Annotated in this window: 23 protein-coding genes and 1 pseudogene; 1 reads left to right on the top strand and 23 read right to left on the bottom strand. The window is 50.7% G+C overall.

The window, feature by feature from the left end:
- Positions 1-31 precede the first annotated feature (31 nt).
- From JK223_RS06725 to JK223_RS06675, 11 genes are all read right to left on the bottom strand, one after another.
- Positions 32-802 (bottom strand): hypothetical protein, encoded by a 771-nt coding sequence (locus JK223_RS06725; protein ID WP_212713433.1) that lies wholly within the window; start codon positions 800-802, stop codon positions 32-34.
- Positions 802-2,745, bottom strand: a complete 1,944-nt coding sequence (locus tag JK223_RS06720; RefSeq protein ID WP_212713432.1) for a sialate O-acetylesterase — start codon at positions 2,743-2,745, stop codon at positions 802-804. The genes JK223_RS06725 and JK223_RS06720 overlap by 1 nt, the downstream gene beginning before the upstream one ends.
- 57 nt (positions 2,746-2,802) lie before the next feature.
- Positions 2,803-5,910, bottom strand: coding sequence for a host specificity factor TipJ family phage tail protein (locus JK223_RS06715; RefSeq protein WP_212713431.1), 3,108 nt, complete (start codon positions 5,908-5,910; stop codon positions 2,803-2,805).
- The gene (locus tag JK223_RS06710; protein ID WP_212713430.1) at positions 5,907-6,287 is read right to left on the bottom strand and encodes a nitrite transporter; all 381 of its coding nucleotides are present in this window, start codon (positions 6,285-6,287) and stop codon (positions 5,907-5,909) included. Before JK223_RS06710 ends, JK223_RS06715 begins: the two co-directional genes overlap by 4 nt.
- A 9-nt stretch (positions 6,288-6,296) precedes the next feature.
- Entirely contained in the window at positions 6,297-6,779 is a 483-nt protein-coding gene (locus tag JK223_RS06705) for a DUF1833 family protein (protein ID WP_212713429.1), read from the bottom strand.
- The gene (locus tag JK223_RS06700) at positions 6,776-7,240 is read right to left on the bottom strand and encodes a hypothetical protein (protein WP_212713428.1); all 465 of its coding nucleotides are present in this window, start codon (positions 7,238-7,240) and stop codon (positions 6,776-6,778) included. The genes JK223_RS06705 and JK223_RS06700 overlap by 4 nt, the downstream gene beginning before the upstream one ends.
- On the bottom strand, positions 7,240-10,953 hold the full coding sequence (locus JK223_RS06695; RefSeq protein ID WP_212713427.1) for a phage tail length tape measure family protein: 3,714 nt from the start codon (positions 10,951-10,953) through the stop codon (positions 7,240-7,242). Before JK223_RS06695 ends, JK223_RS06700 begins: the two co-directional genes overlap by 1 nt.
- An 80-nt stretch (positions 10,954-11,033) precedes the next feature.
- Positions 11,034-11,546, bottom strand: coding sequence for a zinc ribbon domain-containing protein (locus tag JK223_RS06690; RefSeq protein ID WP_212713426.1), 513 nt, complete (start codon positions 11,544-11,546; stop codon positions 11,034-11,036).
- Between the two features lie 117 nt (positions 11,547-11,663).
- Positions 11,664-12,455, bottom strand: coding sequence for an ORF6N domain-containing protein (locus JK223_RS06685; RefSeq protein WP_212713425.1), 792 nt, complete (start codon positions 12,453-12,455; stop codon positions 11,664-11,666).
- A 79-nt stretch (positions 12,456-12,534) separates the two neighbouring features.
- The gene (locus JK223_RS06680) at positions 12,535-13,173 is read right to left on the bottom strand and encodes a BRO family protein (RefSeq protein ID WP_371813069.1); all 639 of its coding nucleotides are present in this window, start codon (positions 13,171-13,173) and stop codon (positions 12,535-12,537) included.
- Between the two features lie 73 nt (positions 13,174-13,246).
- The gene (locus JK223_RS06675; protein WP_212713423.1) at positions 13,247-13,408 is read right to left on the bottom strand and encodes an Arc family DNA-binding protein; all 162 of its coding nucleotides are present in this window, start codon (positions 13,406-13,408) and stop codon (positions 13,247-13,249) included.
- A gap of 106 nt (positions 13,409-13,514) precedes the next feature.
- Between JK223_RS06675 and JK223_RS06670 the strand changes: the two genes are divergently transcribed.
- Positions 13,515-13,874: an Arc family DNA-binding protein gene (locus JK223_RS06670; protein WP_212713422.1), complete on the top strand. Its 360-nt coding sequence runs from the start codon at positions 13,515-13,517 to the stop codon at positions 13,872-13,874.
- A gap of 368 nt (positions 13,875-14,242) precedes the next feature.
- On the opposite strand, the gene JK223_RS06665 is transcribed toward JK223_RS06670, so the two are convergent.
- From JK223_RS06665 to JK223_RS06615, 12 genes and pseudogenes are all read right to left on the bottom strand, one after another.
- The gene (locus JK223_RS06665; RefSeq protein ID WP_212713421.1) at positions 14,243-14,671 is read right to left on the bottom strand and encodes a hypothetical protein; all 429 of its coding nucleotides are present in this window, start codon (positions 14,669-14,671) and stop codon (positions 14,243-14,245) included.
- Positions 14,672-14,734: 63 nt separating this feature from the next.
- Complete coding sequence (locus JK223_RS16910) at positions 14,735-14,974, bottom strand: Ig domain-containing protein (RefSeq protein WP_371813071.1); 240 nt, start codon at positions 14,972-14,974, stop codon at positions 14,735-14,737.
- 12 nt (positions 14,975-14,986) lie between these two features.
- Positions 14,987-15,904: pseudogene (locus tag JK223_RS06660) on the bottom strand (phage tail tube protein); the annotation flags it as partial.
- A gap of 25 nt (positions 15,905-15,929) precedes the next feature.
- Positions 15,930-16,322, bottom strand: a complete 393-nt coding sequence (locus JK223_RS06655) for a phage tail terminator-like protein (RefSeq protein ID WP_212713419.1) — start codon at positions 16,320-16,322, stop codon at positions 15,930-15,932.
- A complete protein-coding gene (locus JK223_RS06650) occupies positions 16,319-16,741 on the bottom strand; it encodes an HK97 gp10 family phage protein (protein ID WP_212713418.1) in 423 nt (140 codons plus the stop codon). The genes JK223_RS06655 and JK223_RS06650 overlap by 4 nt, the downstream gene beginning before the upstream one ends.
- A gap of 1 nt (position 16,742) precedes the next feature.
- Positions 16,743-17,132 carry a glutamate 5-kinase gene (locus JK223_RS06645; protein ID WP_212713417.1) on the bottom strand — a complete coding sequence of 130 codons (390 nt, stop codon included), beginning with the start codon at positions 17,130-17,132 and terminating at the stop codon, positions 16,743-16,745.
- 1 nt (position 17,133) lies between these two features.
- A complete protein-coding gene (locus JK223_RS06640) occupies positions 17,134-17,544 on the bottom strand; it encodes a protein singed (RefSeq protein WP_212713416.1) in 411 nt (136 codons plus the stop codon).
- Positions 17,545-17,546: 2 nt separating this feature from the next.
- Positions 17,547-17,726, bottom strand: coding sequence for a hypothetical protein (locus tag JK223_RS06635; RefSeq protein ID WP_025901403.1), 180 nt, complete (start codon positions 17,724-17,726; stop codon positions 17,547-17,549).
- A gap of 48 nt (positions 17,727-17,774) precedes the next feature.
- Positions 17,775-18,914, bottom strand: a complete 1,140-nt coding sequence (locus JK223_RS06630; protein WP_212713460.1) for a P22 phage major capsid protein family protein — start codon at positions 18,912-18,914, stop codon at positions 17,775-17,777.
- A gap of 79 nt (positions 18,915-18,993) precedes the next feature.
- Positions 18,994-19,758 (bottom strand): DUF6651 domain-containing protein, encoded by a 765-nt coding sequence (locus JK223_RS06625; RefSeq protein WP_212713415.1) that lies wholly within the window; start codon positions 19,756-19,758, stop codon positions 18,994-18,996.
- An 87-nt stretch (positions 19,759-19,845) separates the two neighbouring features.
- Positions 19,846-20,961, bottom strand: coding sequence for a phage minor head protein (locus tag JK223_RS06620; RefSeq protein ID WP_212713414.1), 1,116 nt, complete (start codon positions 20,959-20,961; stop codon positions 19,846-19,848).
- Positions 20,945-22,396, bottom strand: coding sequence for a DUF4055 domain-containing protein (locus JK223_RS06615; RefSeq protein WP_212713413.1), 1,452 nt, complete (start codon positions 22,394-22,396; stop codon positions 20,945-20,947). The genes JK223_RS06620 and JK223_RS06615 overlap by 17 nt, the downstream gene beginning before the upstream one ends.
- Position 22,397: the final 1 nt, after the last annotated feature.

The raw sequence follows: 22,397 nt of genomic DNA, 5'->3' as shown, positions 1-22,397 counted from the left end.
GGTCACTTACCATATAGGATAGCCCTGTATGTTAAATAGTCACACCATACGCGTTAGCCCGGACTTTAGCGTCCATATAAAGACCCTCGAGGGCTTCAAGGTTCATGTAACTATTATACAGAGAAAATTCCGTTGCCTCGGATTTGTCAGAATAGACCTCGCTTCCATAGCCCGGGTTACCCAGCCCGAACGGCAGTCCGCGGTCGCGATATCCCGCCCCGTTAGTGTCTTTTCCGGTCACGTCAGATAGTGAGTATTCAGTGCCAGTGGAAATCTGTTTCGCATAGACAGACATCAGATTATTGGTCTTATCTACAGATGCCGATACAAACATATAGCTGGAATCCAGCTTCTGCCCGGTCTGTACAAAATCAATCATACCCCCGGCATTGAAAGCCAGCGTATTCTTGAAGTTTACAAAACTTAATCCGCTCCCGCTGTTCGTAAAACCGTCATAATTACCCATCAGGAAATAGTTAAAATTAGACCCAAGATCCAGGATGGCGGGCTTTATGACTCCAACTATTGTGAACGAGGTATTGTCAGAATCTTTAATATCGGTATGGAAATCAGCCTGAACCTCAGAATCGAAAAGCAGTCCGTTAGTCCCCCAGGCGATAGGGTTGGTTGAGGGCTTGCCCGCTATAAGCTCATGAGTTCCGGTACGGGAATAGACCCGCTTTTCATTTAAAGAAAAGAATGCCTGGGCGTTCGGGTCAAAATTCAACAGCGCAGTTAAATCAGTTGCAGGAATATTTACAGATGCGCTGCGGGAAATGACAGGTATACGTGTAGTTAACATTAAATAGCCTCGCTTAGTGATGTAATTTTAAAATGTGGACAAACATAAGGCATGGGATATTTTTCTCCAGAAATAATAACGTAATCCTCGCATGAATCAGTGAGATTACCGGATGAACCTTTCAGTTGATTGGCCCCATTGTAGTCATATGCATACCTGACCTGGATATTGTCACCTGTAATATTTTCGTTCATGGTGATAATTACCGTATCCCCTCCCGAAACAGACAGGGACTGTACACTAAGTATATCATCGCCTGATTTAACACAGAATCCATAATTCTCTGTTTTCGGCATCATTAATGTATCAAATGACAGCGGCGGGTTAGGAACAATAAACTTCACATGAATTTTATTTCCGTAGTGAGTTGCTGAAATCGCCCTTATTCTCTTTGGCTTTATTTTATCAATAAGTATTTGCTTCCTTGCCCTCCCGAAATATGCTCCGGCCCATTTGTAACCAACACTGGTTAAATGTAACCTGTCTGATATGTGTGGCAGGAAATAAGTCGGAAATATAACATAGACACGATCGTCCTCCTGCTCCATCTGCAGAAAAGCTTCCTGAGTGTTCCCTTCCTGCGTGTATGACGAATGCTGGTATGTAAGGAATATTACTGGGTTATCCTGGGATGTCGCGGCCTTAACATCGGCGTTAATATCGTTGATTAATGCCGTGAAAAGTGCCTTATAAGACGCAAGCGTTTCTACGTGATAATCACCGTCACCAGAGTCTGCCTCGCCTTGCATCCAGAATACAGTATCAATGTGCAGATCGTTATTAAGTGCGTACCCTCCCTTTATCTGTGGTAAGAGATGGTTATCGTAACGGTCAGTGCCTTTGTTTAGTTGTGTTATTCTCTGTCCGGGCTCGCCCGGGGCTGATGTTAGTGTGACGAAATTACCTGCGTCAATGCCGTTTTCTTTTTGTGATGCGAGATCAAAGTAGTTAGCTGCACAGCTACAAACAGTCTCCTGGGTAGCTTCAACCAAAGGAGCAAAGGCGGAGTAGTCTGTACCGAGCACGCCGCCTTTAAACATCACATTATTAAAAGGCTGTGTCAGGCTTAGTGCCGGAGCACCATAAGCACCCATAGAAAGAGACTGCCCGTAAGAGAAGTTCTGGTTTATTGCTTTCATGGCAATTGAATATGGGAATGGCTCGTCTTTCCATTCCGATGTTTTACCAATTCCTGAGCCTATCACCCTGTCCTGTTCGGCATCATATCCTAAAACAACATTATTCTGAGAATCGATAAGAAGCGGATAAACTGAATCACTGAGTGATTCAGCCTGCCGATTGGCGCTAAGGAGTTTCAAAAAATCTCTTATTCCCGCGCCGATTATGCTGTCAGCTTTCGCATCATAGCCCAGGATTACATTATTCTGAGAATCGATAAGAAGCGGATAAATAAATTCAGGAGACGATAAAACTTCACCATGCTCAGAAAGAAAGCGCAAATGATTATCTATTCCCGGCGCAACGATTGTATCTGTTTGTGAGTCATACCCGATGATAACATTACTTTCCCTGTCGATAGCAATCGGGTAAACAGGACCATCACCTTTATAAACAAGCCCGGAAATTCCGGCCAGTGCATTTTGTAAATATTGAATACTTTCATAACTGGCAATTGAGGCAACATACACTGCCGTTCCGTTGTCATTCTTATAATAAAAAAATGAATCATCGTGTGGGGTTCTGAAATACTGACCGTCAGTAGTTCCCGAAATTCCTGTCGCTGTATCCGAAAATGTGAAGCTGCCGAGGTCGAGGGATGTCAGTACATTCTGAAGATAAGCTATGCTTTTCAGCTCCTTCCCCGTGCGGGCAGTGACTTCAATAGCATCACCATTCAGAAGACTATCCAGTACCTGGACGTTATCCTGAAAATCAAGTACAGCAGTAGACGGAACGGAATTTCCAGTATTATTAAGCGCCATTTAAAGCCTCATATATGAGAAAACCCGCCGGAGCGGGTTGGTTGTTGTGAAATTTTATTAGCTGACATCACCAGGATAGGTATCGTCATCATGCTGATAGAACCGTTCATCGTAGGCCGTGGCCGTTACCTGGCAGGTCCCGTCACTCTCCGGTGCAATCTCTGAAACCAGTGAGTCATAGCCCACGCTTTCAGAGCTGCAGAAGATCACCCGCGGCGGCTCAATTGCCCCCATACTCATCTCCCATGTTTCCGGTGAAATATCGGTGCTGTAAGGGATACTGAAAGTGAAGTCATTAATCTGAGTGGGTGTAAGCAACGCTGATGCACTGCCATCCTGGTACCGGATAACAATTCGTGGGTTGGTGAAGGTCCAGTCGAGAGGTTCCGATACGCCTATGGTTATCAGGTCGCTGGTATAAGTCATATCAGTGACAAGACAGCTGATTGTGTCACTGCCGGGAATATCGTCCGTCAGTATCAGTCTGTCACCAAACCGATAGCACAGCGCATCAAGTTCGGTAGATAAAGAGAAAGATAACCGCTGATAGGTATACTTCATCAGCCGGCGCATGCCGATCCTGTATGCTCTGTCTTCAGTTACAACACCATCCAGCTGATAACTTTCGACTTTGCTCGGCGTTGGATTATCAGCGGTCCGACACTGAACTGTTTCCTGAGCCCAGGTGGTAGAATTGACGTAAGTAACGTCCACGCCGTCATAATCATCAGAGGACGGCGCCTTGAATGTAGTGGTCAGTTCCTCCGTTGTTTCCTGCGGGCTGATTACCCCGGACCAGGTTTTTATACCTTCCCGGCCTACCGTCGCCAGCCCGTCACTAAGGTGAAAGTACCCCATCCCGGCTGTTGCGATCTTCTGCATGATATCCAGCATTGAGGTACTGTCAGTGTCAGCGGAGAAATCGAAAGTTTCACCGCGCGGCGTCCAGTAATTAGTTTCCAGTGAGTTAATGGCATCGGTGTCTACCTGCGCCCCGGTATCGGCGAGAAGGTGATTCAGTGCGCCGCTGATGCTCCGGGATGTGTAGCCATCATAAAGACGATTAGCAACAACGTTTACCCGGCGGTCTGACTGTGAAGCCAGGCGGTTACCGGTGCGGATAGTGACACCCAGTGTGGTGATGTTTTTGTAACTGCCCGGTCGTTTGGATAGTTTCGACCTCATTGCCTGCCACTGTACGGAGTCACGGGTGGTACCACCCCATACCGGCGTGTCTCGCTTCATACGAAACTCATAGCTACCGGCAGACGGCAGGCTAATCACATTAGTGTACCCAATTTCATTAACCGTAGTGTTGCCGTGCGTAATGGTTACCGAGGTCCATTCCGTATCTCCTAAGAGACGATACTGCACGGTGATCTGTACCTCATGGTAATGCCATGCCCCATCCTTACTTCCGATATCGACAAGGCCTTGCGGGTAGATGAAATTAAGCTCTACTTCGGTAGTGGTTTCACCATTCGGGCAGCATAAAAAAGGCCCCATCCAGGTGTAGCTGTCATTAATCCCTGTGACAGTGGCGTCCAGCAAAGTGCGCTCTGTAAATCCCGGCCAGTCTGCATCGACTTTCGTCGTGCTTGCAGTTGTTGTGGTTGCGGCAACTTCGATAATCCGTTCAACGGTAATGGCTAGCCCGTCAACATCGGTGATCTGATACTGGTTACCCTTCGGCCCGAAAGCGATCCTCTGCGTACCGGTAGGCATGCCATTAAACAATGTGCCGGTCGCACTACCATATGCCAGGGTGATTGATGGCAAAACCTCCGGAGTCCCGCCACTTGATGCGATTCCGCTAATAACCACCGGAGAGCCGCCAAATATGGCGGAAGGCAATACGGTGTAGCCAATACTGTTCCCACTGAACGGGCTTGTAGGCTCGACAATTTCAAGCCGGCCGCTATTATCCTGAGCAACTAACCCGCTGCCCGTTAACTGGTCTGTGATCGTGTCAACCAGGCCAGACATCGTGGTGTAATTGGCAGACAGTGAAATGATATAACTCACGCCTGACCAGGTCAGGGTGAACGACAATGCAGACGAACTGAAGTCATATGTCGTCGGAGCAGCGCTGGCTGTTACTGATGCGGCATTACCGCCAGCGCCCGGCACTGCTGTAGTCCCTTTGTCATACGACGCAATATATAAGTCATAATCGAATGAGCTCCATTCCGCACTTACCGGCATTCCGACGTAGGGAGCCAGTTCAGTGAAATCACCATAAATCCGCGTGTGCCCCGACTCAGTCGCTACCGTGAAACTGTCCGGTACAATCACTGTAAGGACTGTCCCGCTCACCCAGGAATCAGGCACCTTGGTATCAGTTTCTGCCGCAGTATCATCGTCATCATCATCTGAAGCTGTCTCCCCTATCAGAGTGATAGTATTCCCGGACACAGTAATAGCATCAGCGCTGATGCTCACTTTATCTGAGCCCGTCGATGCCAGATCAAGGCCGGACGTTCCGGAAGTGGTGCCACCAACCTCTGTCGAGTTATACCAGTTGTCAGCCCGGCTATCTCCCGACACGTCAGCGCCAGGAGCGTAGAGCGTAAACGTGGCATCATCCCCGAATGATGAAATGGGTGTATTCCCGATTTTGATGCCTGCACTGCTGATTGAGAAATTTCCCACGCCAATGCTGAGAAACATTTCTGTGCGGTAAATCTGCGGATCGCTGGTATCAAAACGACTGACAGGCTGGACAAGATAATCCGGATAAACCCGATATTGGCCGAATATTTCCCGGATTGGGTCGCCCAGCTTTGCGGTATTGGCCTGCGCCGGATTCAGGTTAAGCTGATCGCCCGTTGCGGTCGAATCCCCCTTTCCGAGCTTTGACATCATCACGATTGAGTACGCAGCTGATGCCACTGAAATCACAACAACTGCAACCACAGCCCAGGTGACGGGGTCGCCCCCGGGTATCGGGTACACTTTCACATCTGTATCTGGCCTGATATAGCATAATGCCCACTCACCGGGCGGCACCGCACGTCGGTTGACCTCGAAGATAACTCTTTGCGGCTTATCTGGCCCATAGCCACTGACGTTCTCCGCCATCCATTGATGAATGGTCGTGTCACCATGCTCATGTGTTTCCAGCGGCTCACCTGGCAGTCTTGATGGGTAAATTCTGATGGTCACTGGTAATACTCCACTTTCTGAAATCGCCGCTCAAAGCGGGCCATCGGCATAAAGGTGATATTCCGCTTCGGGTTGGATTCTGCCGCCATCAGTTCGCCATTAATCTCGACCACCACAGCAAGATGACCAATCAGGCCGCCGCTGTAGCAGGCCGCAACTGCGCCGGGCGATGGCTGGCACGGTTTTATCTGCTTCCGGTATTCATCGCAGAAGTCGGCCATCTGCCTGCCGTCTTTCGTGACCGACTCAAATAGCGGCCACTCCGGAAGCCCCAGGTCCCTCCTGACCTCATGAACAAGGCCGTAGCAGTCAAGGACCGGGTACACCCTTCCCCCCATCTGCCAGCGGACAGTCAGGTATTTATCTGGATTAAACATGGAAGCCTCTTAGCTGATGTAACGAAGCCCGGGGTGGTCGGGAAGCGTGTACCGGTAACGCGGCCACGCTGTATCGAGCCAGTTCATGTAACCAGCGGTGATTTGCACCTGCAGTGAAGTCCATTGGCCTGTTTTGATAGCCATGGTGTAAGGCGTTGATGACGGTGCTGAAAGGTCGGTGGAAATGTATTGCCGGTATGTCACTGTCGCTCCGTTGAGAGAGCTCAGAGCATTCCGGATAGTAGTGGACACAATCCCGTCAACGTTGCTGATCGCTATATTCAAATCCTGCGTACCGTCGGTGTTTCTGGCCGGCAGCGCGACATCCATAGCGCATGCAGTAAACGTCAGGCTATTGCCACTTTCGTCTGTAGCGACAATGTCGTCATACCCCTGACAGAGATAATAAACGTCATCGCCTACATTGATTTGCAGAGTGTTAATCAGCACTTCCGGGCCGGACGATGCATAGAGCCGGTTTAATACTGTCATGCCTGCGGCCACTCCTTGTTGATGGCGATATCAATGATATCAGAGCCGATAAGCAGCTCCGGATAATTACCCCAGCCAAGCGGCGGCAACGGTCGTTCCCACAATTCCAGCGTGGCGGTGTACTGCCAGTAAATCGGCGCAACCAGCGTCGGGCCCTGATAAATATCCGTGAACCGGCATTTATAGTCCTTGGTACCGACCGGAGTCTGCAGGCGCATATAGAACCAGGATGCACCGTCTGTAAGAGCATCCCGGAACCACGCCTCAAAGACCTGGCATTGCGGGTCAGTGGTAAACAGCCAGGTCACTGACGCCTGGGTGGGAGTTGAGGTATACAACCTGCGCTGCCTCGCCCGACCGGATGTAAGGTCTGTGCGCCGGAGCGGGCTGACAGGCTGAAACGCATAGCCATCCTGCTGAGGTAATGGCAGATATTGGTGTGGATAGTATATGTCTGCCATTAACCTGTTCTCCTTGAAGTGTTATATCCGGCAGTCAGTGATTTATGCACTTGCCCCTTTCCCGCAGCCAGATCTCCTGCGACCATCTTGTAACCCTGCTGAGCACCCTGTTTTGCGGCTTGCTGCACAAGCTGGATGGTTGAATCAGAGGGGTTACCATTGATAGTGATCGGGGGTGCCTGAACCGTTAAATGCGTCACATTTGATTGGTTATTACTGACATTTTTAGCGCCAGTCCCGAAACCTGACCGTGACAGAGTGGCATCCAGCCCGTTCCTGCGAATGGCTTCAAGATTGCTGACGCCGATCCGCTTCGTTGCCGCAGCATCCATAACGAACTCCTGTCCGTGAACAACACCGGCAATATCACTCACGCCACCGTTACCGGTATACCCTCCGGACTGGAAGCCGTTCGCGGCGACACTGGTGATGCTTGAGGTGATGGTGCTCATCAGTGCGACAACGTTGGCAACCGCGGCTAAGTTGGCTGGAAACGGCAGGTTAGCCATGGCCTGAGCCATTGCCATGGGTAGCTGTATTCCTGCCTGAGCAATAGCAAATGCCTTTTGTGTGGCAAACGCGGCTTTATACATCCCTGACTGCTGTCCGAACATAGTTCCCATTGAGTCAGTGATAGTGCTAAACGAGGTTTCAGCGGAACTCATTTCAGACACATGCAAAGCTGTGCTGAGTTTTATCTGGTTCTGAGTTCCTGTCTGTTTCAAGGCAGCAAGCCTGTCTTGACGTTGTTTTTCATTACCGAAAGAGGACTGGTTAATGGCCTTTTCCTGCTCATTAAGCCACGATGCATACGCTGTCTGCGCTTTTTTCAGCTTTTGGATAGTCTCAAGCTGTGGATCAGACTTAATACCGAACATCCCATTACCCTGGTCAGACAAATCACTGTTCGTTGCTCCTGACTTGAGGGTGCCGCCCGCCGCATTGACACCTTGAATTACAGCATCCGGCAGCGCTGACTTACCTATAATTTCCCCTGCCTGACTCCCTGCTTCTTCCGGAGATAACCTTTTCAGCGCCACCATATCCTGAAGGATTTTCAGCCGCTTCTGCAGGGTGTCATTCTGCTTCTGCTCTTTAGGCTCAATTTCCAGCATCATCTTCCGGTAGTCATCCAGAGTGGTGACACTTTTTTGAAGTGCTTCCTGCCGTTTATATGCCTGCTCAATTTCAGACTGCTGACTGAGAAGCGAACGCTGGTCTGCAGTTATAGGCTGGTTTTGGGCTACTCTCTGACGAATGTCTGCGATCTGCTGTTCAAACTTAATTCGCTGCTGAGTTACGGAAGATAGCTTTTCAGTCGTATTCAGTTGCGATACCAGTGCTGCTGATTGCTGATTAATTTGCTCAAGCAGGCGACTACCGGCGTCTTCGGTGTAGGCTTTCCCCTGGCGCTGCTTCGGTGCGGCAGGGTCTTTATATTTATTGTCTATGTCCTGGCGAAGTTGTGCTTCTTCAGCAGCACTTATGCTCGTACCCGCAGCACGAGTCTTCTTCAGGGCTTCGGTGAGCAGGTTCTGCTCTTTAGTCCTTTTTTCAGCATTAGACAGGGATTGTTGTTGGAGGTTATCAATGTACTCTTGCGCCTTTATACCGGCCTGCTGCGCCTGGTTGTGCTTATCGACAAATCCATTCAAAACATCCTGGGTCGTGGCCTGACTTTGCAAAAATAACAACTGAGATTTAAGAGCCGCAAGTTGTTTATTCTGAACCCCGTCATCACCAACCCCTCCCAACCCAAAGGCTCCGGGCTTTACGTTGCCTTGAATATCGGATATTTGCTTTTGGACATTAGCTATCTGCTGCTGTAGCGTCTGGCCACGACCAATATCCAACATGCTATCCCAGGCCCCCTTCGCTGCCTCACCAACTGAATTCCAGATGGTTTCCAGTGTACCCAGACTGTTTTTAATCTCTCCTGCTCTCTGGGTTAGCGCGTTGGCATAGGCGTCATTAGCAACCTTCGCGGCATACTGCTGATCGCCTTCGTCCTGAAGCGCCTTAATCTGGTTGTAGGTCGCCAGCGTAAGGAAATGGTACTGGTCGTTCAGTTTTGTGATCGCCGCTACCGGGTCATTGGCAATATTGCTGAAATCGGAGACTAATTTATCAGTGGCCTGTCCGGTTGCATCACTAATGCTGACGATTGCCGCAGAGACTTTCTGTAGAGAGTCGCCCGCGATATTACCAGCCGATACTACCTGATTAATAACCGATGCCGCCTGCCCCTGAGTTGTTCCTGTTGCAGTGCTGATGGTGGCAGCTATTTCTGATAACTGGCCGGATGTCTTTCCAACCTGGTTACCGGTGAGTATCAGGGATTTCCGGAATTCCTCCTGCTCTGCGGCCCCTTCATAATACGCAAGCCCGAGAACGCCAACGGCTGCAGCCGCCACTGTAAAAGGATTTACCAACCCTGCGACATACGCGCCAACGCCCTTGATAGTGGCCCCGAGCCCGCCAAACATTCCGGTAAGCCAGCCGCCCTGCTGGATCAGAACCATAAACGGCGACTGGCCACTGGCAAGGCCGCTTAAGATATAAGACATTTGCATCGGCAGCATTTGCATTGCATGAGCTGTGGTGTGTGACACTTCAGCAGTTTTTTGCAATTCATCTCTGGTTTTGGTCAGAGCTGCAGATAATTCAGTGTAACGGTCTGTGGATAGCATCCCGGAAGATTTAGCATCATCAAGCTGCTGCTGCTGTTGGGATAACTTTCTGAACGATTCGCCAAGCGGATCAAGCTGAGCTACCAGCCTTTGAAGTGATGCGACCTGTGCGTCATGTGCCTTTGCTGCGTCCCGCTCGGCCTGGGCTTCTCCGTTAACTTCACGGCGGGCATCGTCTACCTTTTGGGCGTAAAGCCCATATTGATCTGCACTGATTTTGCCACTGGACAGAGCTGCTGACAGGTCATTCTGCTGTTTCTCCAGGTTACGGAGGGCTGAGGAAACAGGATCGATTTTATCCAGCATCCTCTGGAACGACTGCTCTTGCTGCTCTCTTGCTTTTGCTGCATCGCGCTCAGCCTGGGCTTCCCCTGTAACCTCTTTTCTGGCACGGGCTATGCTTTCTGAATATTTGTCATATTCATCACCGGAAATCTTCCCTGAGGAAAGTGCGGATTGGAGTGATTGCTGATCCTGCTCCAGTCGACGAACAGATGCTGACACCGGGTCGAGCTTATCAAGCATTTTTTGGAGTGCCAGGGCTTCGGCTTCATGAGCTTTCTGAGTGGCTTTAGCAGCTGCTGCAGCTTCTCTCTCAGCCTGGGCTATACCAGTTAGTTCATCATCAACCTTCTCGTATTTATCAACTAAATTACCCAGAATTTTATCGTAAGTATTAAACTGGGACTCGTTAATCAATCCTTTAGAAAACGACTGGGATAGCTGCTTGCTCATGCTATCCAGTTGAGACAATGCCTTATTTGTCGGCCTGATTTTTTCGAGTAACGAGTTTAATGACTTCGCTTCATCTTCGATTGCCTTTGAAGCATCAGATGCCGCCTTTGGGCCCTGTTTCAGCCATGAATTTAAATCTTTGGTAGCGGAGGATAGGTTATCAGTTGCGGTCTCTGCCTTTTTACCCTCCTGAGAGAGGTTGACCAGTGCACTCGTCAGTGTTTCAGCACTTTTTTGCGCCCCAGAGCTGTCGATGATGACTGCGAGGCGGGATGTTTGTTCTGCCATTTGCTTTTCTCCGGGCATAAAAAAACCCCGCCGGAGCGAGGTTATGGGCAATAATTTATTTCCTTAAAAAGTGAAATAACTTACTTATTCAGATGATTAATTAATGATTCATCGAACTTATTGTGCAGAGACTCCGGAATTTTATCCTTTATCGCTGTTAACTCCCCTGAGTATTCATCCAATAACTCCTGAACACTTTTCCTTTCGTTGCCTGCTCGCATTTGGGAACTAACCTCACTCACCTTAAAGTCATCGAGGATAACGGAGTCAGCCAGCTTCCTGGTGACGTCGATTTTTGCAATGGGCATAAGTATAGATTTCACAGGCGAGGGCGTCAGATCGCTTCCGCAGTGCTTGCACTTGATTGCCTCCGGCTTAACCATTTCAGCGCAATACGGGCACTTAACTAAACCCTCGGACAACTGTTCCTGCTCGATTGCTTTGTGGTCTTTCTTTAAGCAAAGTGAATGAATCAAGGCAACAATGAAAAGAAGTGCGCCATATATCCACCATAGACCAAAAGAACGTCCCTTGCTGCTTGCTATTGCTGCGGGTATACAGCCAATAACAGCACAAATCAGTAGTAATTCCACACCCATTCTCCACCAGTAAAGTTAAGACCAATCCTAAAGGGAAACTTATGCAATGGGAAGCAAGAAACCCGCAGTTAAGCGGGTTGTGTTAAGTACCTACACTTTTTTCGTAGGTTGTCAGAACAGTTTTTTCAGGTCTACGCTATACACAGCCAGCCATGCTGCACGGGGCCATGATTTGACGGTCCCGAATCGCGGATCATCAACTTCATGAGGCGCTATCTCATTCTCTCGGCACCACTTACGGAGAGGTTGCCATTTGAACTTAGCATTCAGCTTTTTCTCTACCGCGAGAACCGCTGCATGCTTTTTACATTCGCCGAGCTTTTCAGCCAGAGCGTTAGCCTTTCGCTTTTCTGCCGAAGCAGTGGCCATCGCCGTTGCTTCACGCTTTTCACCAATCCAGGCTTTGGTCTGAATGGCATGATCGCGCTGCTCTGTCAGTAGACGGTTTTCTTTCACCTTAATCAGCAAATCTTCCAGCGCCTGCTCATAGCTGAGCGGTAACGCTGCTGACGAGTGGGGGCGGAAATATGAATCCTCAAGACGTTCGAAGAATGACCATGCTTCATCGGTATCGACAATCTTGGACATTCTGGCTGCGCCCTTTTCTGTCCAGAGGGTAAGTGATCTTGCATGTTTACCAACAGACTCGCTTGAAGATAGTCTGTTCTTTAGCTCCTTCAGATCACCACCTTTCAGGATGAAGTAGTGAGCGCCCTCAACAAATCGTGATTCGTTACGCAAATGATTCTGCTGGATACGAATAGCATCTGTACCGTACCCTTTTGCTAAGGTATCGGTAGTCACCACCCGTACACCGGCCCATTCAATCACTGGGAATAAATCAGGATCGACAGCTAAGTGCGGATTTGCTACATTTAATGCAGTTGATGTTGATTGTTGCATTTAAATCTCCAATCATTAGTTGATGTAAGCCGCCAGTCCTACCTGGCGGTTTTTCTTTTTGCGTCATCCAATACGCCGATCAATGTAAGCTCCCTGCATTTGTAAAATGTTTAATCATTTCCTCTGCGTTTCTGACTTTTACTTTGCTCATGTCTAAATCCTGTATTTCTCGGATAAGAATTTCACGAGTAGGCCGGGTGACAAATCGGCTTTCATTAGCCAGGTCATACATTGTTCCTGCAAGCTCTGATCGCAGCTGTCTAATGGCAGGGTAAATTTCCTTACATACGGCTTGTGCCTTTTCCATCCATAACTGCAAGTAGCAAAAACTAACGATGTCTTCATCCGTCAAGCGACTAGCAATCGGTGACTGAGCGACCTCCCGATCCAGAATATCCAGCACCCAGCGGCGGAACTCTTTAGCTACTGGTGTACGTGCAAACATAGCAATCAGATGTGCGCCACGAAGAGAGAAAACCCGCACTTTCATGCGGCGCGAGGAACCATTGATTCCATTGGTCACTGATTCAATGACCATTGTCATTCCCTGAGAAAATTCATCCTCATACTGCGAAAACAGATTGGAAATTGATTTTGTGCTTTTGTAGCCAAGTGCCTTAGCCACATCAGCAGAAGTAAGCCAGATGCCCGGCACATTGTTCACAGGTGCCAGCATTACTCCGTGGAAGTTAAAATCAGTTTTAGCTACAATGTTCATGTCGATATTTCCTGCAAGGTTATTTTCGATAGAGGCCCTGTTAGTGTTAGCGCACTGCGGGGCTTCGCTATTTTTACGCCTTGATGATTCCATCTTCCTTTAAACTCCGCTCCAGGCGTTTAATTACCTCTCCGTTAAAAGACCTGCATTCATCACTTGCAGCTTTCTTCAAAGCATCTTTCAGCCAATCAGGAAAACGTATTCCTGTCGGTGGAATGTTTCTTGCCTCTTTCATTACACTTCTCCGTACATTATGTATGATTTAATGCTACACCATGTGACTATCATGTCAATCCAAAATTAACTACATTATGTAGATTGTTTTGTAGTAGGGATAAATCATGAAAGGTGCAAGCCAATTAGCCCCACTTGGGATTCGTATCCCAGACGAACTTAAGGCAAGAATTCAGGAGCGAGCTCAACAAAATGGACGCTCCATGAATGCGGAAATTTTGGATATTATTGAAAAATCGTTCTCACTTGACGCTAATCAGCAAGTTGAGATCTTCAATGACAAGATAAACCACCTCACCAGAGTTAATGATCTTAAAGACCAGATAATTGAGTCAATGACCGGCACCATCTCCAGCCAGAAGGAAACGATATCTGCGCTAGAAAGCTCAGTAGGGTCTCAACAAGAACACATGGAAATACTCAGAGGTCACATTGATTTTCTAAAAAGCATCCTTGATAAGAAGTGATTTTTTACTAAAGCCCACCTGAGTGGGCTAATCCTCGCCCCCATCTTCATCACCCTGATCTCTTGCCCATTCATCGCGGTAAACGTCATCAAGGGCGAAAATAGCTTCCTCCAATAACTCCCGGTCAATCGTTACTGGCCTTGACGTCAGGTAGGTATCAACGTCCCTGAGAGATAATGGAAGCGGTGACGCCATCATGCCGACATATTGCCTGCCGCGACTGATAGCGGCATAGGCCGACAATATCAGCGCTGACAGTTCATCAATTTCAGGTTCGTCACTTGGCTTAATACCCAGACGTTCTTCACGCCAGCGATTACGCTCACCTTCAGGGCCAGAGTACCTGTTAAGCCACTTCTGAGCGGCTATTACTTTCCCACGGCATCCTGTTTTTGTTCTTCTTTACCGGCGGCAATATCTGAGCCAGCTTTGAGGATGAACCAGTAGAACTCCGGATTTTGTTGCAGGAAAATCAGCCCGGCTTCCGGCGTGTAAGGGATCGCCTGCTCTTTGCCATCAACAACTTCACCGACACCCTCCCAGTCAAGCAACAGGTGTCCGGCACACGTTTCCAGCAGCAGATCGTCCATCGAGTCGATGTCACCCACAGAATTCAGACTAAAATCAGTGGTGCCGGCTTTAAACAGATTATCCAGCTTATCGATGTGGCGGCGCACCAGTGCGCTTCGGGATTTGAAGCCGTGACTTGATACGCTGCCGACTTTGAGTTTCAGACCCGTTACCGGCTCAATCCAGCGGGTTCCGTCAGCGTCCAGGTGTTTATTGATAATTAACATAGTGCCTCTGCGTTAAAAGGCCCGTAGCGTCACGCAGAACACCACGGGCAAAAGGTGGGATTATTATGCTGCGGTTACGGTAACTGCAGATGTTGCAGTCACGCCGCCAGCGCTTGCTGTGATAGTGGCAGAACCTGCAGCTACGCCGGTCACGACACCGGTTGAAGAGTCAACCGTTGCAATGGTGGTATCGCTGGATGACCAGGACACGGCGCTTTCAGTGGCATTTGACGGTGTTACCGATGCAGCCAGTGTGGTAGTCGACCCCACAGCCACGGATGCAGTGGTCGGCGTCACGGTGATTCCGGTAACTGCTACTGCGGCCGGTGCGCGGGTGATGGTTGGTGGAATATCAGAACCGGTGATGTTCAGCTTCACCTGAACAATGTCGGTATTGCCGCCATCAGGCCAGTCACCATCAACCTGCACAGAAGGAAAATCGAATGTGTAAGAGCCTTCATCATTCGCAATTGTGAAGCTGAACGGCATCGCAACACCGGTCAGCGTTTTTTTCCACGTTTCGTATGCCGATTTTGACCAGGACAAGGTGATCTGACCTGACGGAGTGAAGGTCGTCGGGATATTCGCGCCGGCAAAGCCGGTGCCGGTGCCGATACAGCGCTGCGTTTTCAGTCCGTTATCGAACTGGATATCAAATGTATCCACACAGAAACCTGAACCGCCGGCAATACCATTCAGGCTGATTGCCGTGACCTGCTTAAACGAGTAACGCAGTGTGCCGGCCGCATCCGTTGGTGAGCCAAAATAACTGGTGCCGTCGTCTTTATCGTTCCAGTCAAGGCCAGCCAGGGTAATGGTGGCCTGCAAATCACCATCGTTCGGGATTTCCAGCTTAAATGTGCCGACCTGGCAGCCGGTAGCAATTGACGCTACACCGATATCTGAGGCGAATGACGCCACGGAAAACGCGATGCGGTTATTCCCCATGGTCAGCACGTTATCAACCCAGTCATTGCCGAAGCATGACGCAAGGAAGTCATCATGCTGGCCGTAACGGTATTTGCAGACCACATCACCGCCGACATCAGTAGTTCCCGGGGTCTTACCATTCGCCATGCGGGTGCCGCCAATCTCCGCGTTCTCTACCATGTTCTGAGTGGGTTTCAGACCGTTAGTGACGCGTTTTAAAAGCAGCCACGCCGGACTGGCCGGAGTGGTGCCTGGTGTTGTTTCACGGCAATATGCCGTTTGAATCTTAGCGCCTGAACTCACAGGAGCCTCCTATTGAAGTTAAGCGCTACATAGCGCGGTAAGGTATGGAAAGGTTCATCTGCGCCCATCCGTCGGCTTCTCCGGCATCGGTTGCACTCACAGCGAAGTAATCCAGCGCGCCGTCCGCCTTAAACTCGAACAGCTCGCGGATGGCGTCAGCGGTTTCGGTAATGAGAAGTGAGCGCGACCCGATCGGGACGAATAACTGAATGATGATGGTCCCTGTGCGGTGAACTACCGGACCGTCGCCAATCTCAACCGCTCCGGCGATCCCGGGAAGATTTGTTAATCTGGCCCAGATGGTTTTACCGCTTGGGTCGAAAGTCGGGTCATTCGGATAGGTCACAGAACCTGCAGGCATAGCCGCCTGCGCCGTCATTCGCTTAATGACAGCGTTTCTTATTTCGGTGAGGGTCATTTGTTGGCCTGCGCTACTCCGTTAAATGCATTGGCATATATGCCGGTCGGTGCCTGCTTTGAGTGTCCGTTTTCGAGAGCCACACTGTATGGCAGGTTTGACTGGATATAGATAACTGAGAAAGGTTTGCCTGTAGCGATGACTGCATTCCCCTGCTGTATGGTGCGGGAGCCTTCCTCATCCGGACCGGCAGGCTCTGAGTAATCAGGTTCATCGACACTGACAAGGTTTGACGCCCGGAACGTACCGCCGACATAGCCGGGAGGTGGTTTACTCATCCACAGTTCGGGATTCCCGACAGGAGAGGTCAGCACAATCTCATTCAGCAACTGGACGGAAATAACCCTCAGCTTTTTCCCGACATCATCCTCGACCATTCCAGCAAACTCTGACGGGTCAAAACTCCAGCCTTTCGCCATGCTATGCCCTCCGCAACTGAATAGAATATGTGGCCTTCGCCGCATCTGTACCGACAGTGACGACCTTGTACGCCTGCTGAATCCCTGTAACCAGATCCGGAGCCGTGATGACGTGATTCTCCGCAGGCTTATCCGTTACTTCATTTGTCAGCGCCGTGAGCTTCAGGTCACCATGCAGGATATTGACGCCATCAATGCGGTTCAGACTGTAACCTGACAGCACGCCGCGCCCGGAATAGTTCACCGTCTGACTGGTCGACGCTTCTGTAACCGGATCAACTTCACCGGCCACGACATAACTACCGGCAAACGCATTTACGGCATCACCGAGCCAGTCTGCGCTATTAAATGCCTCTGCAAGCTCTGCCTGCAAATCGTCACGCATCCCCATATCAGCCTCTCACAATCCGGATTTGCGACGTACTCAGCCCGTAGGGTTTGAGCATTGCCATTGCCAGTTGCAGGTTTGAGTCCAGCAGAGCAGCGCTGTTCGCATACAGGTCAGCAAAGGTCTTTGACACGCTGACGCCGTTTGCATCAACCGACTTGCTCAGGATTGCTCCGGAATCAGTCTTTTGCTGATACAGGCCGTTATTTGCAGCCGCAAGCGCCACATAAGCACCGGCAACTTTCACATCATCAGGGATAATCAGCTCATGTGTGACCCTGTCATGCGGCAGACGTAATGAAGCGCCGTTGAGCCAGGTATTTGCCATCAGGACAGCTTTTGCTTTGGCGCTGGCATCAGCCCATGTGCTGCCGAGAGTGGTATCGACATCATCCGTCGTGATGAAGGTGATCATGATTACACCCCGACTTTCCAGCCATGTGCTTTCCAGGCTTCAACCTCTTCCGGATGCACGTCGGCCCGCGTTGGCGCACCTTCAAATGCAGGAAACTCTGTCACCATGCAAACAAACTCCTGCTGGCTTTGAGCCTTTTCAGCCTCGCGCTGCGCCCGCTGTTCTTTTGTAAGTCCGGCCATAAGCCCTCCATTAAAAAAGGGGCCGAAGCCCCATGTCAGGAATAGCTATTAGCCCAGAACGATAGTCGCGTGTTCAGGCTTGATAGATGCCACACCCCACGCCAGGCCAACTTCATAGCGCACCTGGCGGTACTGACGGTACAGCGCCACCTGGAAGGTAATTCCGGAAACCGGGTCGGTGACGTTCATCACATCATCAGCAGTATCACCACCCTGTGGCATTGCCGGAGTACGGGCAGCCAGCAGGAACGCATTGCGGTCAAATGCCATGTTGGCAGTGAATCCGCCGATAACGGTGATTTCAGCATTATCAGCCAGAGCCTGCTGCAGGCCGGGGGCTGCCAGGGTGATGGTTGTTGCGGTCGTCGCTACTACCAAATAGGTATTATCATCTCCCGCAAATTTCACTGCATTGCCCTGCAGGATACCGCCAGTACCGGAGTCCACCGCGATGATGACATCACCTTCGTTTTTGGCACCATTTACCTGATAGCCCGTTGCAACAGAGGCTGCGGCTTTCGCCACACCGGCAGAGTTATGCAGGTTAAAACCTTCCAGGCTGCCAATGACGCCCTCGCGCAGAAGCTGGTCAGTACCTGCCTCGTTTACCTTGAACAGCACAGCTTGTTTGCCACGCAGGTTAGCGATAGCCGCCGAACCAAGTACCATTTGCAGGTCGGTAGTTGGTGCGCCGTTGTCTTCCAGCACCTGACGGGCCAGTGCCGCATCGGAGAGGTCTTCTTTTACGCCGAACGGTGTAGTGCCTGCTGTACCGACTGCGCGGGACGAGTTCAGATACAGCGCACCAAGGTCGGCATCGACTTCGTTCGCCAGCGCGCGGAATGCCTGCTTGAACTGGTCAGCCAGAATAGTGTTGTAGGTACCGGATGGGCCGATAGCCAGTTGTTCTTCACCGTTCCATTTGACCGAGGCCATTTTAGACTTGGTGATTTGCACGTTAACGCTACCAATGTCCTGATCTCCGTCATTCGGTGCGGTTGCACCCGGCGTGATGTCAACAGTGGTTGCGACCGGAGCTACTGGCGCGGTGACTGACTGCCCTTTTGCCGCAGCGTCAGCTTTGGAGTTACGGGCGACAGCAGGGATAAAACCGACCTGCTCGCGTGATACGACGTCCAGAGCGGTATAGATAGTGGGAATTAAGTTTGTGAGCGTATTCACTGGGATTTCCTTAAAATTAAATAGGTTGAGTGATGCCCTATCCAGAGCCTGCGCCAGCCCCCATCCGGGGAGTGGCAAATGAGGATTAATCGACGATGGTTACGCCGTCTTTAAGTGCAGATTGCCTGCCGGTAGCGTCCATTGAGTCAAACGCAGAGCGCTTGATGGTCTTCTGTCCGACTGCATGCTGCGAGGTCTGAGAGCCGCCGCCATTATTGCCGCTGGCTTTCAGAATGTGGTCTTTCTGCGGGTATTGCTCGACCAGGTATTCCAGCGCTTCGTCAAATCCGGCGAGTTCACCAGGCTTGGAGCGGGAATAAACTTTGTTACCGCTGCCGTCATAGGCAACGACCTGGCCGTCTTCGATTTTGAATGACTGACCAAAGCGGGCCTGAACGAAATCAGAGGGGATTGCCATCTTTTCGGAAATGAACTTGGAGCCTGCAAAGCTGCCGCCGATCTTCGCGTCATAGAGCTGACCTTCCAGAGCCTTACTGCGACTCGTAGCTTCTTCCAGTTGGGCCTGAAACGATTTGGTGATTTCTGCCTTAACCTGGTCAACTGCACCGGCGTCGATCAGCTTTTTCTGGTCGATTTTGGTCATCATATCCAGAGCTTCCAGCGCTTTTGATGGGTCGCTGATACCGGAGAACTTCGCCAGGCTGGATTCTGCCGCTTCTTTCGCTTCACGGTGAGATTTAGCCTCGCCATTCAGTGCCGAGATTTTCCCGATAGCCTGTGCAGCATCAAAGCCGATTTCTTTTCCGTCGTCATGGACGTACACCGGCAAGCCGTTGTTGTCGAGAGCTGCGAATTGCTGACCGTTCACTTCTACTGTTTTCAGTTTCATGCTTATACCTTTGGTTTGGTCATCCGACCGTTGCGCCACTCACCATCCGGATTGCGGCCATAAAAAAAGGCCACCGAAGTGACCCTGTTAATTGATTCCTGCTTTATCGAACGCCGTGGCGTCCCGAGCCTTTAGCTGTGCAAGCGTCAGCCATTCCCCGTTATCGCTGTAGAAAGCGTCCGGCTTCATACCGCCATCCCGCATTAACCGCGCACGTTTCTCACCGACAATCTGTTTCTGCCGGCCATATGACTGCCGGGCAAACCAGCTTTGATAATCCGTATCACCCGGCACCTGACCGTCCATACTGGCGCGGGCTGATGGCGGGATTTCTCTGATATCAATGCCGAGTTCTGCGGCAGATTTGAGAATGTAGGTTTCAGTCGAGCGGCAGCACCAGTGAAGTTTTCCGGGGCCCTGCAGATACGGTATTTTGTGACCGATGGGCTTGTTATCCAGCGTGTACTTCAGACGGTCACGAATGCGGCATTCCGGCGTTGTGCGGTTATCCAGCGTCGACAGCCATTGCTTGCCTTTCATGATGTCATCGTTAGCCGATGCGAAGCTGTCTCTGGCTGTTGCTGCGAGATGCCCTACCGCTGTTTTAGCGATGCTGGCAGCATTTGCCCGGCTCACCTGTAAAACGCCGTCTTTGTAACCGTTATTCGCATGACCGCGGACTTTTTTCGCAATCTGCTCAGTGGTATCGCCGAGCAAAAAACCCTGTCGTACAGTGTTGCGGATTTTGGTCATCCGGTCGGCTTCCAGATTCGACGCCCACTCACTCAGCAATTGCCCCTGGAATGGCCTTGCCATTGTGGCCGCGTAAAGCGCATCCGGATGAATGCCTGTCAGCGGGTGCAATGCCAGCACCGAATCAGGTATTGCGTGGTGAAAGAGATCGAGCTGATAACCTGCTTCATGCAAGGCAAGCTGATGGATTTCATCATTGAGGCCGGACATCATTGCGCTGACTGCCTGAGAGTTGACAGAGCGTACACCGCCCAGTAAAGCCTCCAGACGCGTCACAGTGAAGTTACTCGCGCTCAGACCATCCATTGCGACCAGTAATCGCGCCGTAAGCTCTGCGTCGCTCTCATTGAGGATATTGACCATCCTGCTTGCAACACCGGTCCCGAATCTGCTCACCCATATGGCGTGAGCGATGTATTCATCACGTAGCGTCTCATTGGCTGTCGTCATCGGTCATGCTCGCTATTGATTCCGGCGTCACTGGTGGCGTGGCAGCAGGCGGAGGCGTCATCGTGACCGGCAGGTTGTTCAGCTGGTCAACGACATCATTCGGGTCTGCGTCCGGGTCGATGAATTTAAGCGCCTGAAGCGTCATGACGGCGTCAATTTTGCGGATAATACCGCCCTGCTCCAGAGCCTGAACCGCAAGCGCCGACGGTGCATCGTAGGTCTGCGTGGAAACATCCAGCTCAGTCCTGATATCGACATTTCCGCCATCTTTCTCGCCAATCCACTCAGCCATAATCTGCAGAATGTTATCCAGCGCGTCTTCCAGTGAATTCGCCATGGTGTAAAGCGGCGAGTTTTCCTGCATGTGCTCGGAATGGTTCTGCTCAATAGACTTGGTGGACGTGTTCTGTGCGCGAACGAGCTTTGCCCCGGCCTGACGCATCTGGTTTTCCAGGTCGTCGAGAGAGGTTTTTCCTGCGCCGATAGCTGTTCCGGAATGCTCTGTATACTCCATGCCTTGAGTTGAGCGGTCAGAGAATTGCGTTGCACATGATGAGCCGATAGTCAGCTCCTGACCTTCCGTCAGCCCGAAGACCGACAGTAGCGGAACGCGGGCAACGTGCAGAATGTTGTCCTGCTCCGATTGTGACTGCCAGTGTTTGATATTCAGGTGCGCCAGGTTAAGCAGTGGCGGGGCGCCGCGCATGAAGCCGATGCGTTTGGTATATAGCGTTATCAGCGGTATATCCTGCCGGCTGGTTTCCCACTGGTCGACCATGACCCATGTTTTTGCCCCGTCATCACCCATCGGTGCTCGGTAAATCTCTACCTTCCCAGGCATGATGTGCCGGATTTGCTCAACCTTTTCCTGCCCGAAATCGTCACCTTCAACAACGACAATTTCTTTGATACGCAGATCGGTCAATACGACCTTTCCGCCCTGAATAGCAGACTGCCAGCCGATGATTTGCCGCGGGTTCAGCATGGTGACATATGGCCGTGCGCCGGACTGCTGTTCATCGGCACGGGTTTTCACCGCAGTCGTGTCAGTTTTCGGATAGTCGACAAGGGCGTGAGCCAGCCCGTACTGAAACGCGATGCTGAAGAACTGCTGCGCCCAGACATCGAGCCGGTTGCCTTCCATATCGATGTTTTCAGCGAGCGCCTGTATTTTCGGCGGCGTTGATGTGCTGAGTACAGTCGGCTCAGCGAAGATGCGGCCAATGTTCTGTTTGATTGTTTCCTCGTAGGCAGGCAGAAGCGTTGCTGCACAGAGTCTCTGCTTGTAGCTCTTTTGGTCTTCGTTCGGCCAGCGCGGGAGATAGATTTCACCCTGGCGGCGCATTTCCAGCGTACCGCCCATGAGCGCATCATTGATGTCCCACGCCTCGCACATATCGTTGTAGTCGAGATTGGGTGTAGAAATATCTGCCATG

Source organism: Tatumella sp. JGM118, from assembly GCF_018257515.1.
Classification (GTDB): Bacteria; Pseudomonadota; Gammaproteobacteria; order Enterobacterales; family Enterobacteriaceae; genus Tatumella; species Tatumella terrea.
This window is presented reverse-complemented; position numbering and strand designations above follow the sequence as displayed.

Excerpts from the sequence above, each read along its gene's own strand:
- JK223_RS06725 (WP_212713433.1), bottom strand. The coding sequence starts at position 802 with ATGTTAACTACACGTATACCTGTCATTTCCCGCAGCGCATCTGTAAAT.
- JK223_RS06720 (WP_212713432.1), bottom strand. The coding sequence starts at position 2,745 with ATGGCGCTTAATAATACTGGAAATTCCGTTCCGTCTACTGCTGTACTT.
- JK223_RS06710 (WP_212713430.1), bottom strand. The coding sequence starts at position 6,287 with ATGTTTAATCCAGATAAATACCTGACTGTCCGCTGGCAGATGGGGGGA.
- JK223_RS06705 (WP_212713429.1), bottom strand. The coding sequence starts at position 6,779 with ATGACAGTATTAAACCGGCTCTATGCATCGTCCGGCCCGGAAGTGCTG.
- JK223_RS06700 (WP_212713428.1), bottom strand. The coding sequence starts at position 7,240 with ATGGCAGACATATACTATCCACACCAATATCTGCCATTACCTCAGCAG.
- JK223_RS06695 (WP_212713427.1), bottom strand. The coding sequence starts at position 10,953 with ATGGCAGAACAAACATCCCGCCTCGCAGTCATCATCGACAGCTCTGGG.
- JK223_RS06685 (WP_212713425.1), bottom strand. The coding sequence starts at position 12,455 with ATGCAACAATCAACATCAACTGCATTAAATGTAGCAAATCCGCACTTA.
- JK223_RS06680 (WP_371813069.1), bottom strand. The coding sequence starts at position 13,173 with ATGAACATTGTAGCTAAAACTGATTTTAACTTCCACGGAGTAATGCTG.
- JK223_RS06675 (WP_212713423.1), bottom strand. The coding sequence starts at position 13,408 with ATGAAAGAGGCAAGAAACATTCCACCGACAGGAATACGTTTTCCTGAT.
- JK223_RS06670 (WP_212713422.1), top strand. The coding sequence starts at position 13,515 with ATGAAAGGTGCAAGCCAATTAGCCCCACTTGGGATTCGTATCCCAGAC.
- JK223_RS06665 (WP_212713421.1), bottom strand. The coding sequence starts at position 14,671 with ATGTTAATTATCAATAAACACCTGGACGCTGACGGAACCCGCTGGATT.
- JK223_RS06655 (WP_212713419.1), bottom strand. The coding sequence starts at position 16,322 with ATGACCCTCACCGAAATAAGAAACGCTGTCATTAAGCGAATGACGGCG.
- JK223_RS06650 (WP_212713418.1), bottom strand. The coding sequence starts at position 16,741 with ATGGCGAAAGGCTGGAGTTTTGACCCGTCAGAGTTTGCTGGAATGGTC.
- JK223_RS06645 (WP_212713417.1), bottom strand. The coding sequence starts at position 17,132 with ATGGGGATGCGTGACGATTTGCAGGCAGAGCTTGCAGAGGCATTTAAT.
- JK223_RS06640 (WP_212713416.1), bottom strand. The coding sequence starts at position 17,544 with ATGATCACCTTCATCACGACGGATGATGTCGATACCACTCTCGGCAGC.
- JK223_RS06635 (WP_025901403.1), bottom strand. The coding sequence starts at position 17,726 with ATGGCCGGACTTACAAAAGAACAGCGGGCGCAGCGCGAGGCTGAAAAG.
- JK223_RS06625 (WP_212713415.1), bottom strand. The coding sequence starts at position 19,758 with ATGAAACTGAAAACAGTAGAAGTGAACGGTCAGCAATTCGCAGCTCTC.
- JK223_RS06620 (WP_212713414.1), bottom strand. The coding sequence starts at position 20,961 with ATGACGACAGCCAATGAGACGCTACGTGATGAATACATCGCTCACGCC.
- JK223_RS06615 (WP_212713413.1), bottom strand. The coding sequence starts at position 22,396 with ATGGCAGATATTTCTACACCCAATCTCGACTACAACGATATGTGCGAG.